The organism is Micromonospora sp. NPDC047521, from assembly GCF_055587305.1.
In genome coordinates this window covers 109,699-125,741 of sequence record NZ_JBVJGN010000006.1, presented here as the reverse complement: position 1 = coordinate 125,741, position 16,043 = coordinate 109,699, and the positions used below count along the sequence as shown (strand labels likewise).

Sequence of the window (16,043 nt, the reverse complement as noted above, 5' to 3'; positions counted from 1 at the left end):
GCATGACCGGACCGCTGCCGGACCCGTTCGCCGACCAGCCCGATTGGGCACCCCAGCCACCCCGTCCGCTCACCATCGTTCCGGCCACCGAACGGGTGGAGTTGCGCGGGCAGCGGGTACTTGTCGGGTTGCCCGGGCTGGGCTGGAGGGGCGACCTACGCGCCGACGACCGCGTGGTGCAGGGAGCGCGCACCTACGTGCCGGTGATCCCCGAACACGAGTGGTATCGGGCCGAGGCCGAGCAGGTCGAGGTGTTCGCGCCGCTGGTGCCGGTGGAGCGGGTCTGGGTGGAGACCGTCGGTGACCGGCCAGGGCAGGAGACCATCCGGACCCACGGCATCCGGCTCGTCTCGCTGGACGGTCCGACGCACCCGTCCCCCACCCCTGTGTTCGAAGCCGATGCGGTGACCGGGCGACGGGTGGTGCACGTCGAGGGCACCCGGGAGCACCGTGATCTGCGAGCTGTCACCGAGACCTACTCGGGCGCCGAGGGGGACATCTGCGTCCGGATCACGCCGGAGGTGGAGTGGTACCGCTGGGCCTGGCGCGGCCAGTCACCCACGACCCTGGAGGTGCCAGTTCATCTGCTGTGGATCGAATGAGCTGATTAGGATCTCTCAGCCTTGCAGACCCGCCAGCCGTCCTGGTGCCGCGTCTCGAATCGCCAGCGCTGGCGGTCACCCTGCGATATCCCGTCCACGAACGCCGAGAGGACGAGGTCGACCTCGATGTTGGCGAGATCGCCCTGTCGCTGAACTTGGAGAATCTCCCAGCTTGTCGAGATTTTCACACCGAAACGCTGTTCGCGCGCTAGCAAATCCTCTCGCAGAACCTGCAGATCCCCCACATCGGCATCGTTCTGGCAAATGAACTGGCCTGCTCTAGCGTCGTTGCGATCCGCTAGGAACGATTGAATGAAACCAGCCACCACGACATCGGGTGCGCTGCGATCGAGCGTCGCGGCCCTGTTGTACAGCACAAAGCCGGTGATCCCTGCGCCAATGGCAAGGAGGGCGAGCACCCCGCCGACCACGATGAGCACTGTCCGCATCCGTCGGCGCGGCGTTTGCGGGGCCGGCGCGGCCGGGGCCGGCGGCAGCTGCTCGGACGGCGTCCGCTGGGCCGGTACGCGGGAGACCTGGGAACCGGCGGGGGGCTGCACTGATTCCACCTCCTGACGTTATCGGCTGGAGGCTCCGGAGCCAATGCCTCAGATCCAGCGGATCGTGACGGACCCCTCCCCACCGGTGAGATCCACGACAACACCGGCGCACCGCCGCGGTACCTCCCGGAGGAGCGGCCTCGGCTGGGATACCGTCTCTGCTCGGGAGGGGTTGCCAACCTCGGCTAGAGGGGGTGGACGCGGTGGCCGGTCCGAAGGCTCGTACGAACCGCGCCGCAGCTCTGCACCGCCGGGCTGCGGCTGTGGCGACGGCCGCCGCCGGCATCCTGGATGAGACCCGCCCGGCCCCTGCCGATCAGCGCCGCCAGTACGAGGCTGCGGACCGGCTGCGGGCGGTCGCGGCGCGGTTGGCTCCGGGCTGGTCGGGGGCTGCTCTGGATTCGCTCACTGTGGATTCTCCGGCGGGTGATGGTCCGCCTCTCTTCGTCCGGGTGGGTACGGCGGCGCCGTTGGACGATGCCCGCTTCCCGGCGCTGGTGCCGCTGGTGGGCGCTGGCCACCTGAGTGTGGACGTCGACGCGCGGGAGCCTCGGGTGGCGGGGCTGCTCCGGGCGGTGCTGCTGCGGTCGCTGGGTGCGGCCCCGGCCGGTGCGCTGCTGGTGCGGGCGGTGGACGCCACGGGTGATGCGCTGGCCCCGTTCGGGGCGCTCGCCGACGCCGGTCTGTTGCCGCCGCCGGCGGTGGATGTGGCGGGCCTGCGCGCGGTGTTGACCGAGGCGGAGCAGTGGGTGACTCCGGGTGCGAGCGGGCGTCGACGCCACGACCGTACGTTGCTGCTGGTGGTTGCCGCGCTGCCGGAGTTGACCGGGCCCACCGATCTGGCGCGGATCGAGGCGTTGGCCGGGCAGGGGCCGTCGGCCGGGTTGCATCTGGTGGTGGCGGGTTGGCCGCCCGCGGGGCCGTACGCGGCTCGGGGGCCGCTGCCGCACGCGACGCCGTTGGCGCTGCGCAACGCGTACGCGCTGCTGGGTGACCCGCCGGGGGCGTCGTTCGCCGGTCCGGGTGCCGAGCAGCCGGGTGGTCTGAACTCGCCGGTCTTCGTCGAGGCGGATCCGCCCGCCGACCTGGTGGACGCGGTGTGTCGGCGGCTCGCCGCGCAGGTGGAGGCGGGTTCCCGGCTGGGGTTGGCGGAGTTGTTGCCGGCGACGGGTGACCAGCTCTGGGAGTCCGATTCGGCGAACGGGTTGACGACCACGGTCGGTGACGCCGGTGGGCGGCCGGTGCCGTTGGGGTTCACGGAGCTGACGCCGCACTGGCTGGTCAGTGGCCGGTCCGGCGGGGGTCGCGCGGCTTTCCTGACTACCGCGTTGCTCGGTCTGACGGCCCGGTACGGCCCGGACGACCTGGCGCTCTACCTGGTAGATCTCGGCGACGGTGAGTCGTTCGTGGAGTTTCTGCAGACCGAGCGGGACCGGTCGTGGGTTCCGCAGGTGCGCGCGGCGGCGATGGCCGCCGACCGGGAGTACGTCCGGGATCTGCTGGACCAGTTGACGGCTGAGGTGCGGCGCCGGGCGGAGGCGGGTGGGCGGGCCGGCGCTCAGCGCTTCGCGGAGTTGCGCGAGCTTCGGCCGCTGCCCCGGATCGTCTGTGTGGTGGACAATGTGCCGCTGCTCTTCGCCGAACGGGACCGGTTGTCCGCCGAGGTGGCCGCCCAGGTGGACGGGTTGGCGCGGGCCGGTCGGGCGTGGGGTGTGCATCTGGTGCTGGCGGGCGCGGGTGAGTTGGGGTTGTCGGCCCGGGCGGACGCCGGGCACCGGGATTCGGTGCTGGGGCAGTTTCCGGTACGGGTGGCGCTGCCGGGTGGCAGCCCGGTGTTGGAGCCGACGAATGATTCGGCCGCCGGCCTGCCGGTGGGCAGTGCGGTGGTGAACACGGCAGGTGGGCTGGGTGGTCCGCGTGGTGCGATCCGCGGCCACGAGCGGTTGATCAGGCATCCCGACCCGCAGGACCACCCGGAGGTGGTGGAGCAGCTGCGTCACGAGCTGTGGGAGGCGCGGCCCGCCGGTTCGACGCCGCCTGTTGTCTTCGCCGGGTACGCCCGGCCACTGCTGGGGAACGATCCGCGGTACCGGTCGGCGGCGGCCGGGCAGGCGCGGGGGCCTGCCGCTCTGCTGGGCCGGGCTGTGGATGTGGCGCGCTCGACGGTTTCCGTACCGCTGGGGCCGGCGGCGGGGCGCAACCTGGCGGTGCTGGGTTCGGGTCCGGCGGCGGGCGGGTTGCTGGCGACGGCGGCCCGCAGCACGGCGGTCCACCACCCGCCGGGCACGGCCCGTTTCCTGGTGGCGGCACCGGATCCGGGTGCCCGGCCGCTGGCGGAGGCGTTGACCGCCGAGCTGGCCGCCAGGCATCCGGCAAGCATGGTGGACCTGCCGACGGTGCTCGGGGACGTGGATTCCGACCTGCCGACCTATCTGGTGGTCTTCGGGCTGGACCGGCCGGGGCCACGGGAGTTGCCCGTGGACCGGCTGCGCGCCCTGCTGCGGGACGGCCCGCCGGCTGGTCGGCACCTGTTGGGTTGGTGGCGCGCGGTGCCGCCGTTCGCCGCGTTGTTGGAGCCGGACGGCGAGGTGGACAAGCTGGCCGCGGTGGCGGTGCTGGACGTGCCGACGGCGCAGCTCTCCGCCGTCTTCGGCCGGCCCGTGGAGTGGCGGGCCCGCCCGGACCGGGCGGTGCTCTGGGACGGCCCGGACGAGCGGGGCACGGTGCTTGTGCCGTTCGCCGACGAGGCCGGGTGATCCGGTGGCAGGCGCGGAGGGTGTCGGTGTGGGTCCGAACGCGACGGTGACAGGGCCGGTGCGGCAGCGTACCGCCGGGTCGAGCGGGACCGAGGGGGATCCCACCACTGCCTGGTCGGAGTACCTGGCGGCCGCGCGGCAGTTGGACGGGGTACGCCGCGGCGCGGCGGCTGCCGCCGGTGAGCAGGCACGCTCGGCGGAGGCGGCCCGGGAGGAGCTGACGCTTGTCCGTACCGGGCTGGCGAGCCAGCAGGAGCGGCTGCGGGAGCTGGGCGTACCGGCGATCTCGCTGGTGCCGTCGCCGCCGGAGCTGAGCGAGGCGGCCCGGTCGATGGCGGGCGGCCCGGCGGCCGTGCTGGCGACGCTGCGGACGGCGCGGGGCTGGGCGGAGGGGGCGGACGCGGCGCTGGCCGCGCGGCGCCGCTTCCGGCCGGGGTCGTGGCCGGCGAGGGCCCGGAACCTCCTGGTGTACGGGCCGCTGGCGCTGCTGGTGCCGCTGATCCAGGTCGTGGTGTACGCGGCGACCGGGACGGGCGCGGCGAGCGTGGTGGCGTTGATCTGCGGGCTGCCGATGCCGGCGGTGGCCTTCGTGGTCGCCTGGCTGGCCATCGGGCGGGTGTTCCGGCCCGGCCCGGGTGAGCGTCTGGACCGGACGGTGCGCTTCGGCGCGTTGGTCTGCCTGGTGCCGGCGGTGCTGGTCACGGCGGGACTGTTGCTGGCGCTGCTGGCGGGCTGACCCGCCGGTCGGGCGCACGAAAAGGCCGGCCACCCGGGTGGGTGGCCGGCCGTGTCGGGTCAGGCTGTCAGCGGGGGATGATCAACGCCATCGCCTCGGCGCGTGACTTGGAGTCCGTCTGCAGGATTCCGCGTACGGCCGACGTGATGGTCTTCGCTCCGGACTTCTGGATGCCGCGCATCGCCATGCACATGTGCTCGCACTCCAGCACGACGACCACGCCGCGCGGGGCGAGCTTGTCCATGAGCAGGTCGGCGACCTGGGAGGTGAGCCGCTCCTGCACCTGGGGTCGGCGGGCGAAGACCTCGACCAGCCGGGCCAGTTTGGACAGGCCGGTGATCCGTCCGTCGGGGCCGGGGATGTAGCCGATGTGCGCGCTGCCGCGGAACGGCAGGAGGTGGTGCTCGCAGAGGCTCATCACGTCGATGTCCCTGACGATCACCAGCTCTTCGTGGTTGGCCTCGAAGGTGGTGCTGAGCACCTGGCCGGGGTCGACCCGCAGGCCGGCGAAGAGTTCGGCGTACGCGCGGGCCACCCGGGCCGGGGTCTGCTGGAGCCCGTCGCGGTCCGGGTCCTCACCGACGGCGATGAGGATCTCCCGGACCGCCTTCTCGATGCGGCCCAGGTCGACCGCGTCCTCGACCGGGCGGCCGGTCAGCTTGCCGCTGATCAGCCGCGCGGCCACGTAGTCCAGGCCGTCGTCGCCGTCGTCGGGCTCGGTCGCGGAGACGGCCAGCTCCCGGTGGGGGGAGCTGGCCGTCGGGTCGTTGCTCAGTGCGTACCGTCCGAGTTGTTGGACGGCGCCCCGCCACCGACTGACGCCTGCGCGCCGTCGGCCTGGGCCTGCGCCTTGAGCTTGTCCTTCTCCGCGGGGGTGAGCACGGGCGGCTCGGTGGACGGCTGCCGCTTGCCGAAGCCGTTGTACGGCGCGAGCGGCGGGCGCTTGACCACCCGGGAGCAGATCCGGGCCATGTCGGCCGTGGAGAGGGTTTCCTTCTCCATCAGCTCGAGCACGATGTTGTCCAGGACGTCCCGGTACTCCACCAGGATCTCCCAGGCCTCGTCGTGCGCCAGCTCGACCAGCGCCCGCATCTCGCCGTCGATCTCCGCGGCGACCGAGTCCGAGTAGTCCCGCTCGTGGCCCATGTTGCGGCCGAGGAACGGCTCGTCCCCGCTGGTGCCGTACTTGATCGCGCCGAGCTTCGAGCTCATGCCGTACTGGGTGATCATCGCGCGGGCCAGTTGGGTGGCCTTCTCGATGTCGTTGCCGGCACCGGTGGTGGGCTCGTGGAAGACCAGTTCCTCGGCGGCCCGACCACCCAGCGCGTACGCCAGGGTGTCGATCATTTCGGCGCGCGTCTGGGTGTACTTGTCTTCGGTCGGGAGCACCAGGGTGTGGCCGAGGGAACGGCCACGGGACAGGATCGTCACCTTGTGCACCGGAGCGGCGTGCGGCAGCGCCCAGGCGACAAGCGCGTGCCCACCCTCGTGGTACGCGGTGATCTTCTTTTCCTGGTCGCTCATCACCCGGGTCCGTCGCTGCGGACCGGCGATCACCCGGTCGATCGACTCTTCGAGCGAGTCGTTGGTGATCGCCCGCTGGTCCTTGCGGGCGGTGAGCAGGGCCGACTCGTTGATCACGTTGGCCAGGTCGGCACCGCTGAAGCCCGGGGTACGCCGTGCCACCGAGTCGAGGTCGACGTCGGGCGTGAACGGCTTGCCCTTGGCGTGCACCCGCAGGATGGCCTTGCGGCCCTCCATGTCGGGGGCGTCCACCGGGATCTGCCTGTCGAACCGGCCCGGGCGCAGCAGCGCCGGGTCGAGGATGTCCGGGCGGTTGGTGGCGGCGATCAGGATGACGCCGCCCTTGGTGTCGAAGCCGTCCATCTCGACGAGCAGCTGGTTGAGCGTCTGCTCGCGCTCGTCGTGACCGCCACCCATGCCGGCACCACGGTGCCGACCGACGGCGTCGATCTCGTCGACGAAGACGATCGCCGGGGCGTTCGCCTTGGCCTGCTCGAAGAGGTCACGGACCCGGCTCGCGCCGACACCGACGAACATCTCCACGAAGTCCGAGCCGGAGATGGAGTAGAAGGGCACCCCGGCCTCGCCGGCGACCGCGCGGGCCAGCAGCGTCTTACCGGTACCGGGCGGGCCGAACAGCAGCACACCCTTCGGGATCTTGGCGCCGAGGGCCTGGTACTTCGCCGGGTTCTGCAGGAAGTCCTTGATCTCGTGCAGTTCCTCGACTGCCTCCTCGGCACCCGCGACGTCCGCGAAGGTCGTCTTCGGCGTGTCCTTGGTGATCATCTTCGCCTTGGACTTGCCGAAGTTGAGCACGCGGGAGCCGCCGCCCTGCATCTGCGACATGAAGAACAGCAGCAGGAGCACGAGCAGCGCGATCGGCAGCAGGTTGATGAGCAGGCTCATCCAGATGCTGTCCGACGAGACCTTGGCGTCGGCCGGGCCGGTGACCCGGTTGGCCGCCTTGGCGTCCAGCACCTCGTTCCAGATCTGGTCGCCAGCCTGGTACGGGAACTGGGCCTCGATCCTGTTGGTGTTGGTCTCGCCGAACTTCGTCTTCTGGGCCAGGTCGAGCTGGAGCGTCTGCTCCTTGTCCTGGAAGACAACCTTATTGATCTTGGCGGTGTGCAGCTGGTCGAGCGCAACGGAAGTGTCCACGCGGTGGTAGCTGGGACCAGCGGTGAACAGCTGACTGAGCACAACGGCGCCGAGGATGACCAGGATGATCCAGACCACCGGTCGGCGGAAGAAACGCGTACGTTCCATACTGTTGTCGAGCGCCGGGGCGCCCGCATCCTCCTGATCGACGTCCTGACCGTCTGATGGTGTCGCCGCGGTGTGCGGCAGCCGGAGCCGCCGTGCGGGCCGGCTCGACCCCGAGGCGCGAAACTGCCGCGCCGCGGTCATTCGACGGTACACCGTGTACGCGAGGAGTGAGCTTGCGAGCCCCGCACTCGGCGCACTGTCGACATCGACGGCGTACACCGTGGGCAGGCCCACCAGCCCCGCACCGACGTACGGCGGGTCCGGGCGAATACCGGCGTGGCGGGGAGTCCGGCCCGACCCTCCGAACGCCCGGTCACGCGGTCGAGGGGGCCGGGCGCGGAGTGAGCCTCCACGCCACCGGGCTCCACGGTAACCGGAAGAGCTGAGAGCGCGCTGAACGTCGGCTTGACGGATGCCGATGCGAGTTGGCCTCACACGGTCATCGACGGCCGCGAGACGCCGTCAGGAGCGGGCGTAGACCTCGGGCTTGAGCACTCCGACGTACGGCAGCTCGCGGTACCGCTCACCGAAGTCCAGGCCGTACCCGACGACGAACTCGGTGGGGATGTCGAAGCCGACGTACTTCACCGGGACCGGCACCTTGACCGCGTCCGGCTTGCGGAAGAGCGCGACGACCTCGACGCTCGCCGCCGAGCGGGACTCCAGGTAGCGCAGCAGCCAGGAGAGCGTCAGCCCGGAGTCGACGATGTCCTCCACGACCACGACGTGCCGGCCGGCGATGTCCCGGTCCAGGTCCTTGAGGATGCGGACCACCCCGGAGGAGGTGGTGCCCTGGCCGTAGGAGGAGATGGCCATGAAGTCGAGTTCGGCCGGGGGACCGTTGCGGCCCAACGCCCGGGCGAAGTCCGCCATGAACATCACCGCGCCCTTGAGCACGCAGACCAGCAGCAGCCCGTCGCCCACGTGGGCGTAGTCGGCGGAGACCTGCTTGGCCAGTTCCGCGGTCTTCTCGCGGATCTGCGCCTCGGAAATGATCACGTGGTCGATGTCGGCGTCGTACCAGGAGCCGTCAGCCATGACTCCTAGCCTGCCGTACGTCGGATGGGCTCCGTCGGCGGGGCCGCACCTTTTGGCGCGGTCCCGCCCGGGATTTTTCGGTAGATAAACCGCTAAACACATCAGCTGGTACGTGACCGCCAGCGGCGGCCGTCGTCACTGGGCTTCCAGTCGGCCGAATCGTGACTGTCGGCGGTGAGGCCAGTCGCCGAGGCGGCGACGAGCAGGACGAGGAACAGGAGGAAGAGCAGGAACTCCATGGCGGCGCTCGCTTTCGCATGGTTGCTGTCGGTTTCGCCGCCGGTGCGCACCGGACTGAGACCAGTCTGCGACCACTCGCGCCGACCCGACAGTGGCAGTGATGCCACTGGGCATCGATTTACTGCCACCTCTCGGGTTACCCTCGTCACATGCTGCGCAACGTCGCCGTCCTCGTCCTCGACCAGGTCGCCCCCTTCGAGCTCGGTGTGCTCGCCGAGGTGTTCGGCACCGACCGGACTGCGGACGGATTCCCCAGCTACCGCTTCCAGCTGTGCAGCCCGGACGGCGCGGCCGTACGCACCTCGTCCGGCTTCCACCTCACCCCGCACGCCGACCTCGGCCCGGTGGAGGAGGCCGACCTGGTGGCCGTCCCCGCGCACAGTCAGGGCACTGTCGTTCCGGGGCCGGTTCTCGACGCGCTGCGCCGCGCCGACGCGCGGGGCGCACACCTGTTCAGCGTCTGCTCCGGAGCCTTCCTGCTCGGCGAGGCCGGGCTGCTCGACGACCGGGAGTGCACCACCCACTGGCGGTACGTGGACGAGCTGCAACGCCGGCATCCCCGCGCCCGGGTGCGCTGCAACTCCCTCTACGTCCACGACGGGCGGCTGCTCACCAGCGCCGGCACGGCCGCCGGCATCGACGCCTGCCTGCACCTCATCCGTCAGGAGCACGGCTCGGCCACCGCGACCCGGCTGGCCCGGCGGATGGTGGTCCCGCCGCACCGCGACGGCGGGCAGTCCCAGTACGTCGAGGCGCCCATCCCGAAGGCGCCCGAGGCGCCGACCCTGGAACCGGTGCTGGAGTGGCTGATGGGACACCTGGACCGGACGATCACCGTGGAGGAGCTGGCCGCCCGGGCGGGGATGGCCCCGCGCACGTTCGCCCGACGGTTCCGCGCCGAGACCGGCACCACCCCGCACGACTGGCTCACCAACCAGCGGGTGCTGCTCGCCCGACGGCTCCTGGAGGAGACGCCGCTGAGCGTGGAGGCGGTCGCCGACCAGGCCGGGTTCGGTGACGCGGCGGCGTTGCGGCACCACTTCAGCCGCCGGGTCGGCGCCACCCCGCACAGCTACCGGACGACGTTCCGGGATCGGGCACACAGCGCCTGACGATCAGTCCTGGGCCACCGGGGCGAGCCGGTCGGCGCGGCGGAGCACCCGGACTCCCCCGGGCAGGTCCGTCGGACCCTGACCGCGCCAGTCGGTGACCAGAGCGTCCAGCGCGGCGACGTGCCGATGGGACAGGGCGCCCGGCAGGGCACCCAGCTCACGGGCCCAGGCGTGCAGCACCCGGCCGCGTACGGCGGGGGCCAGGCCGGCCAGCGCCGGCACCGAGAGCCCACCCTCGGGATGCCTGCCGGCCGCAAGGGCCGCCTCCGCCAGGTCGTCGAGGGCGGCGTTGTCGGCCGCCACCAGCCGGGCCGTACGCGCGAGGTTGTCAACCACGCCGGGCCCGAGAGCCCGCACCAGCGCCGGCAGCACGTCGGCCCGCACCCGGGACCGGGCGTACGACGGATCGGTGTTGTGCGGGTCCTGCCACGGCCGCAGACCGAGCACAGCGCAGGCGTCGCGAGTCTGTTCCCGGGCGGTCCCCAGCAGCGGGCGCAGCAGCGGCACCCCGGACAGGTCCCGTCGGGCGGGCATCCCGGCCAGGCCGCGCGGGCCGGCGCCGCGGGCGAGCGCGAGCAGGACCGTCTCCGCCTGGTCGTCGCGGGTGTGCCCGGTGAGCACGGCGACCGCGTGGTGCTGACGGGCCACCTCGGTCAACGCCTGGTACCGGGCCTCCCGGGCGGCCGCCTCCGGCCCACCCGGCCGCCCGGCCACCTCGACGCGGACCGCCTCCACGAACGCGAACCCGGCATCGCGGGCCCAGGCCGCCACCGCGTCGGCCCGCTCGGCGGAACCGGTCTGCAGACCGTGGTCGACGGTCACCAGGCCGGGGACCAGACCGAGCCGGGGTGCCACGAAGACGGTCGCCGCCGCCAGGGCGAGCGAGTCGGCGCCACCTGAGCAGGCGACGAGCACCGGCCCGCCGACCGGCAGCCCGGCCAGCGCGCGGCGGACCGCCACCCGGATCGCGGCCACCGGCGGGGCGAGCGCGGCCACCGGCGGGCTGGTCAGCCCGCGGCCGGGACGGTGCCGGCCGGGCCGTGCACCCGGGCCACCCAGGCGTCCGGGTCACCCAGCTCGGAGAGCCGGGGCAGGGTGAGCGGCGAGTTGAAGATCGAGTTGAACCCGTCCATGCCGACCCGCTCGACCACGCCGTGCACGAACTTGCGCCCCTCGGCGTACTGGCGCATCTTCACGTCCACCCCGAGCAGCCGACGGATCGCCTTCTCCAGCGGATTGCCCGCCTCGCGGCGCCTGTTGAACGACGCGCGGATCCGCTCCACGCTCGGGATCACCTGCGGGCCGACGCCGTCCATCACGAACTCGGCGTGCCCCTCCAGCAGTGTCATCAGCGCGGTCAGCCGGTCCAGGACGGCCCGCTGCGCGGGGGTCTGCACGATGTCCAGCACGCTCGTGCGGCTCTCCGGGTCGCGGACCGCGTCGGACAGGGTGGAAACCCCCCGCCGCAGCCGCTCGACGAGGTGCTCGCCGCCGCTGGACGAGGCGTCCACGAAGGCCTGCACCTCGCTGAGGAAGTACGCCCGCATCCAGGGGACTGCTGTGAACTGGGTCCGGTGGGTCACCTCGTGCAGGCACACCCAGAGCCGGAAGTCCCGCGGGTCGGCGCCGAGCTTGCGCTCCACCTCGACGATGTTCGGTGCGACGAGCAGCAACTGGCCGGGCTCGGCGGAGAAGACCTCGTACTGGCCGAGGACCCGGCCGGAGAGGTAGGCCAGCACGGTGCCGGCCTGCACCCCGGTCAGCCGGGACCCGATCGCCTCGGTCAGGGCGCCCGGCGGCTTGTCGCCGGAGAGCCGGCCGACCAGCGGGGTGATCACCTCACGCAGACCGGCGATGTTCGCCGCGGCCCAGTCCTTGCGGTCGACCACCCGGACCGGCGGATGCGACACCTGCGCCCGCAGCCCCGTGTAGTCGGCCACGTGCCCGGCCGCTTCCTCGGTCAGCCGTCGCAGGTCGCCGACCACGTCGGTGGCCTCGGCGTACGACACCCGAGGGCCCGACTTGCTCAACGCCCCCGCGGTGGCGGCGGCCAGATCCCAGTCCACGAACTGCGCCATGGACCCACCGTACCCGCGCCGCGACACCCCGGCCCGGGCTCGCGCCGGCGATCGACGCCGGTCGCGGCCCCGCCGGGTGCCCGGGTCAGCCGCAGCCGCAGGCGGCAAGCGCCGCCGCGATCCGGTCCAGGGCCGGTTGGGCGGTGTCCGTACCGCCTGGCACCTTGTCGGTGAGCACCGCGAACGTGAGCAGCCGGCCGTCGGCCGTGGTGACCAGACCGGCGATGGCGTGCACCCCGGTCAACGTGCCGGTCTTGGCGCGTACGGCGCCCGCCCCGGCGGCGGTGCCCGGCGCACCGCGGTAACGGTCGTCGAGCGTCCCGGACCACCCGGCCACCGGCAGCCCCCCGAACACACCCGCGAGTTCCGGGTGGTCCGGGCTGGCGGCCAGCCGGATGAGGTCGGTCAGCAGCGACGGGCTGATCCGGTTGTTGCGGGACAGCCCGCTGCCGTCGGAGAGCGTGATCTCCTCGGCGGGCAGTCCCAGTTCGGCCACCTCGGCGTCCATCGCGGCAGCGGCCCCGTCGAACGAGGCCGGCTGGTTGCGGGCCAGCGCCACCTGCCGGGCGAGCGCCTCGGCCACCAGGTTGTCGCTCTGACTGATCATGATGTCGACCAGCCTGATCATCGGCGGCGACTGCACCACGCCGAGCTCGGTGCCGGGCGCCGGGGTGCCAGCCGCGGCCGGCGTCGGGGCCGTGCCGCGCTTGACGGTGCCCGCCGGTACGCCGAGCAGCTTGGCGAACGACCGGCCGGCGGCCAGATCCGGCTCGGCGACGCGCTCGGCGCCACCGCTGGCGGCACCCGGGTCCTTACGCGCCCCGTCGGTCATCAGCGCGGTCATCGCCCCGCCGTACCCGCCTGTCGGAATGTCGTCGTCCCAGCCCGGCCCGTAGACCGGACCGGAGTAGACCGAACCGTCGACGGTGACGCTCGTCGGGGCGGTGCCGCCGAGCGCCGTACGCACCTGGGCGGCCAGGTCGTCCAGGCGCGCGGCACCCGGGTAGAAGCCCTTCTTGTCGACCGCCAGCGTCGGGTCCCCGCCGCCGACGATCACCACCTCGCCGGGCTTCGCGCCGGCCACGGCACGGGTGGGGATCCGGTACCCGGGCCCCCGCGCGGCGAGCACGGTCACCGCGGTCGCCAACTTGGTCACCGAGGCGGGCACCGTGCCGTCGTCCGCGCCCTTGGCGAACAGCGTCTGGCCGGAGGTCACGTCGGCCACCGAGACGTTCACCCGGTCGCCAAGCGCGGCGGCCCCGACCAGCGGGTCGAGCGCGGCCCGGACCCCGTCGGGGCTGGGCATCGGAGCGTTCGGGTCCGGGTCGGAAAGCACGCCCGACGGGTCCGGTTCGGGAGTCGCGGCGGCGGCTGTCGACGCCGACCCGGTGTCGTCGCCCAGCCAGCCGGCCACCGGGCCGGGCCTGGTCAGGACGACCCCGACGGCGGCGAGCACCAGCAGCACCACGACAGCCAGCACCACAGGCAGCCGGCGTCGGCGACGCGGCGCGGCGGGCTCGGGTGCGGCGTCGGCCGGCGCGGGCAGGGCGGAGATCGGCGGGCCCACCGGCGGAACGCCGTTGGGCGGGGCCACCGGCGGAACGCCGTTCGAAGCGGTCGGCCTCTGATCCGGTGAGGGGCCGCCAGGCGCCGGACTGGTCGGAACGGCGGCGCTCCCCCGCGGCGGGGCGCTCGTGGGCCGCTCACCCCCGAGGACGGGGAAGCGGCCGGTGTTCGGGCCGGCCGGGGCCGCCCCCGGAGTGGGGTTCCAGGGCAGCGGGGCGGGACTGCCGTTCACCGTCTCCGGCGACGGCGTGGGCTGCGGATCGGCGGCACGCGGGAGGTGGGCGTCGGGCACCGGCACCCGCCCGGTGGCACCACCGGAGCCGGATCGTCCGGTACCGCGCGCGACGCTCCCGTCCGGGCGGTAGTGTGAATCTTCCCTCCCCACGACCCCCTCCTCCCCCAACGAAAATCGGCTTGGGTGACACTACTTCGGTCCGAAGACTATGCGGCGGCCGGAGTCGGCGGGTGGGCATTCACCTGTCCGGAGGGCCGCCAGTGGTTCCGTTAGCCAGCGTGGGCAGACGAGGGAGCGTGCAGATGGATTTCGACGTGACGGTTGAGATCCCCAAAGGTCACCGGAACAAGTACGAGGTGGACCACAAGACGGGCCGGATCCGGCTTGACCGCACCCTGTTCACGTCCACCCAGTACCCGGCCGACTACGGGTTCATCGAGGAGACGCTGGGCGAGGACGGCGACCCGCTTGACGCGTTGGTGCTGGTCCCCGAGCCGACCTTCCCGGGTTGCCTCATCCGCTGCCGGACCATCGGCATGTTCCGGATGACCGACGAGAAGGGCGGCGACGACAAGGTCCTCTGCGTGCCCTACGAGGACCCCCGCCAGGAGCACCTGCGCGACATCCACCACCTGGGCGAGTTCGACCGCCTGGAGATCCAGCACTTCTTCGAGGTGTACAAGGACCTGGAGCCGGGCAAGTCGGTCGAGGGTGCCACCTGGGTCGGCCGCACCGAGGCCGAGGCCGAGATCGTGGCCTCCTACCAGCGGGCCCGGGACGCCGAGGCGCGTGGCGAGACCAACCACTGACGAACGCTGACACACCGGGCCCGGGTGCCGCTCAACCGAGCAGCCCCCGGGCCCTGTCGTACAGGTCGAGCACCGCGCAGGCGACAGGCACCACGGCGACCACAAGCGCCGTGTCGGTGAGGTCCGCGACCCGGCCTAGGTACGGCGAGACCGGCCGGCTCGCGTACCCGGCGCCGGCCGCGACGGCCACCAGGGCCAGCGCCGCGCCGCCGAGGACCAGCGCGAGCCGCCCCGCGTCGTCGACCCGGCCGGCCAGCACCACGCCCAGCACCGCGTAGCCGGCGAGGCCGGCGAGCACCGTCGGCACCCGGTGGCGCAGTGCCACGAACAGCCGCGACCGCAGCAGCAGCACGGCCGAGGCGACCGCCACGAGCACCCGGCCCCAGGTGCCGCCGGCCAGCCCGAGCACACCCGCCGCCGCCACCACGAGCAGGGCGTGCCCGAGCAGCATCCCGGTGAGCATCTCCTCGGTGCGGATCACCGCCGCGTGCACCCGGCTGCGGTCCGGCAGGTCCCGGACCCGCTCCGGCTCCGCGTCGGGGGTCGCGGCAGGCAGGGTGATCGGCGGCAGGGGCAGCTTGCCCAGCCGGATGGCCAGCAGAGGAACCACCCCGACGGCGAAGACCAGCGCGCTGAGCAGAATCGCCGCCGCCCCGGCCGGGGGCAGCAGCAGCCCACCGAGCGCCGCACCGGCGCCCACCAGACCGGTCGTGACACCTGCCACGAAGACCCGCAGCCGGCTGGCCACCCCGAGCAGCCCGAGCAGCGCCGCCAGCAGCAGCGCCACCGACCCGGCCAGCAACTCGGGCGCACCCACCCACCGGACCGGCCCGAACGGCCCCACCGGGTCGCCGGAGCCGACGGCCAGAGCGCCGGCGACGAACGCGTACGGCAGGGCGTAGCCGCCGAGGGTGGCACCGGCGGCGCCGTCGTCGTGGGCGCGGGAGGCGACCGCGCCGGCGACGGTGAGCAGCAACGCCACAACGGCCGCCGCCAACCAGCCGGCCCGGTGCGCCGGCCCACCGGCGAGCAGGGCGAGCAGACCCACCCCGAGGGGTACGGCGGCACCGGCCAGGGCCGCGGCCCGGGTGGCGTCGGCCGACCAGGCACCGCCGCGGCGACGGGCGCCCTCGGCGATGGCCTCGACCACGTCGTCGTACTCCAGCTCGGGCCAGTGCGCGCGGGCCGGCACCAGGTGCAGCACCTCGCCGTCGCGGACCCCCTGCGCCAGCAGCGCCTGGGCGGTCGCCAGCGGGGCCCCGTCGGTGCGGCGCAGCACCCAGCCACCGTGCCGTTCGCCGTCGTCGGCGAGGCCCTCACCAGCGTGCCGGAGCACGTCGGGCAGCAGCTCGGCCAGGGGAACCTGCTCCGGCAGGGCGACGTCCACCCGTCGTTGCGGCGCGCTGATGGTGACGCGGGCCAGCCCGGTAGTCATCGACTGGTCTCCATATCGAGGGGGATCGGAGGCTGCGCGGACGACAGGACTTTACCTACGATGAGCCAGGCTCGGGTTACCCAGCG

14 protein-coding genes are annotated in these 16,043 nt (G+C 73.0%); 5 read left to right on the top strand and 9 right to left on the bottom strand.

The features are described 5' to 3' along the window. The first annotated feature begins 2 nt into the window (after positions 1 to 2). On the top strand, positions 3 to 602 hold the full coding sequence (locus ACZ6N8_RS15635) for a hypothetical protein (RefSeq protein ID WP_387114675.1): 600 nt from the start codon (positions 3 to 5) through the stop codon (positions 600 to 602). Positions 603 to 607: 5 nt separating this feature from the next. Here the strand turns inward: ACZ6N8_RS15635 and ACZ6N8_RS15630 are convergent, their stop codons facing one another. Then, positions 608 to 1,162, bottom strand: a complete 555-nt coding sequence (locus ACZ6N8_RS15630; RefSeq protein WP_466010900.1) for a hypothetical protein — start codon at positions 1,160 to 1,162, stop codon at positions 608 to 610. 194 nt (positions 1,163 to 1,356) lie between these two features. On the opposite strand from ACZ6N8_RS15630, the gene ACZ6N8_RS15625 reads away from it, so the two are divergent. Then, complete coding sequence (locus tag ACZ6N8_RS15625; RefSeq protein ID WP_466010519.1) at positions 1,357 to 3,918, top strand: FtsK/SpoIIIE domain-containing protein; 2,562 nt, start codon at positions 1,357 to 1,359, stop codon at positions 3,916 to 3,918. A gap of 28 nt (positions 3,919 to 3,946) precedes the next feature. Then, on the top strand, positions 3,947 to 4,654 hold the full coding sequence (locus ACZ6N8_RS15620; protein ID WP_466010517.1) for a hypothetical protein: 708 nt from the start codon (positions 3,947 to 3,949) through the stop codon (positions 4,652 to 4,654). Positions 4,655 to 4,721: 67 nt separating this feature from the next. Here the strand turns inward: ACZ6N8_RS15620 and folE are convergent, their stop codons facing one another. The 4 genes from folE to ACZ6N8_RS15600 form a co-directional block, all read right to left on the bottom strand. Next, positions 4,722 to 5,390, bottom strand: coding sequence for a GTP cyclohydrolase I FolE (gene folE, locus ACZ6N8_RS15615; RefSeq protein ID WP_364373360.1), 669 nt, complete (start codon positions 5,388 to 5,390; stop codon positions 4,722 to 4,724). Positions 5,391 to 5,425: 35 nt separating this feature from the next. Next, positions 5,426 to 7,444 (bottom strand): ATP-dependent zinc metalloprotease FtsH, encoded by a 2,019-nt coding sequence (gene ftsH / locus ACZ6N8_RS15610; RefSeq protein WP_364372422.1) that lies wholly within the window; start codon positions 7,442 to 7,444, stop codon positions 5,426 to 5,428. Between the two features lie 462 nt (positions 7,445 to 7,906). Then, on the bottom strand, positions 7,907 to 8,482 hold the full coding sequence (hpt, locus tag ACZ6N8_RS15605) for a hypoxanthine phosphoribosyltransferase (RefSeq protein WP_030328005.1): 576 nt from the start codon (positions 8,480 to 8,482) through the stop codon (positions 7,907 to 7,909). 101 nt (positions 8,483 to 8,583) lie between these two features. Beyond that, positions 8,584 to 8,772, bottom strand: coding sequence for a hypothetical protein (locus ACZ6N8_RS15600; RefSeq protein ID WP_139583252.1), 189 nt, complete (start codon positions 8,770 to 8,772; stop codon positions 8,584 to 8,586). A 99-nt stretch (positions 8,773 to 8,871) separates the two neighbouring features. Here ACZ6N8_RS15600 and ACZ6N8_RS15595 point away from each other — a divergent pair, with 99 nt between their 5' ends. Beyond that, entirely contained in the window at positions 8,872 to 9,834 is a 963-nt protein-coding gene (locus ACZ6N8_RS15595; protein ID WP_364372418.1) for a GlxA family transcriptional regulator, read from the top strand. 3 nt (positions 9,835 to 9,837) lie between these two features. Here the strand turns inward: ACZ6N8_RS15595 and tilS are convergent, their stop codons facing one another. From tilS to dacB, 3 genes are all read right to left on the bottom strand, one after another. After that, positions 9,838 to 10,830 carry a tRNA lysidine(34) synthetase TilS gene (gene tilS, locus ACZ6N8_RS15590; RefSeq protein WP_466010515.1) on the bottom strand — a complete coding sequence of 331 codons (993 nt, stop codon included), beginning with the start codon at positions 10,828 to 10,830 and terminating at the stop codon, positions 9,838 to 9,840. A gap of 11 nt (positions 10,831 to 10,841) precedes the next feature. Further along, positions 10,842 to 11,912 (bottom strand): zinc-dependent metalloprotease, encoded by a 1,071-nt coding sequence (locus ACZ6N8_RS15585; RefSeq protein ID WP_387114658.1) that lies wholly within the window; start codon positions 11,910 to 11,912, stop codon positions 10,842 to 10,844. A gap of 85 nt (positions 11,913 to 11,997) precedes the next feature. Continuing rightward, positions 11,998 to 13,458, bottom strand: a complete 1,461-nt coding sequence (gene dacB, locus ACZ6N8_RS15580; protein ID WP_466010898.1) for a D-alanyl-D-alanine carboxypeptidase/D-alanyl-D-alanine endopeptidase — start codon at positions 13,456 to 13,458, stop codon at positions 11,998 to 12,000. Between the two features lie 557 nt (positions 13,459 to 14,015). On the opposite strand from dacB, the gene ACZ6N8_RS15575 reads away from it, so the two are divergent. Continuing rightward, positions 14,016 to 14,522, top strand: coding sequence for an inorganic diphosphatase (locus ACZ6N8_RS15575; RefSeq protein ID WP_139583140.1), 507 nt, complete (start codon positions 14,016 to 14,018; stop codon positions 14,520 to 14,522). A 31-nt stretch (positions 14,523 to 14,553) separates the two neighbouring features. Here ACZ6N8_RS15575 and eccD read toward each other — a convergent pair whose 3' ends face one another. Beyond that, positions 14,554 to 15,957 (bottom strand): type VII secretion integral membrane protein EccD, encoded by a 1,404-nt coding sequence (gene eccD, locus ACZ6N8_RS15570; RefSeq protein WP_466010512.1) that lies wholly within the window; start codon positions 15,955 to 15,957, stop codon positions 14,554 to 14,556. Positions 15,958 to 16,043: the final 86 nt, after the last annotated feature.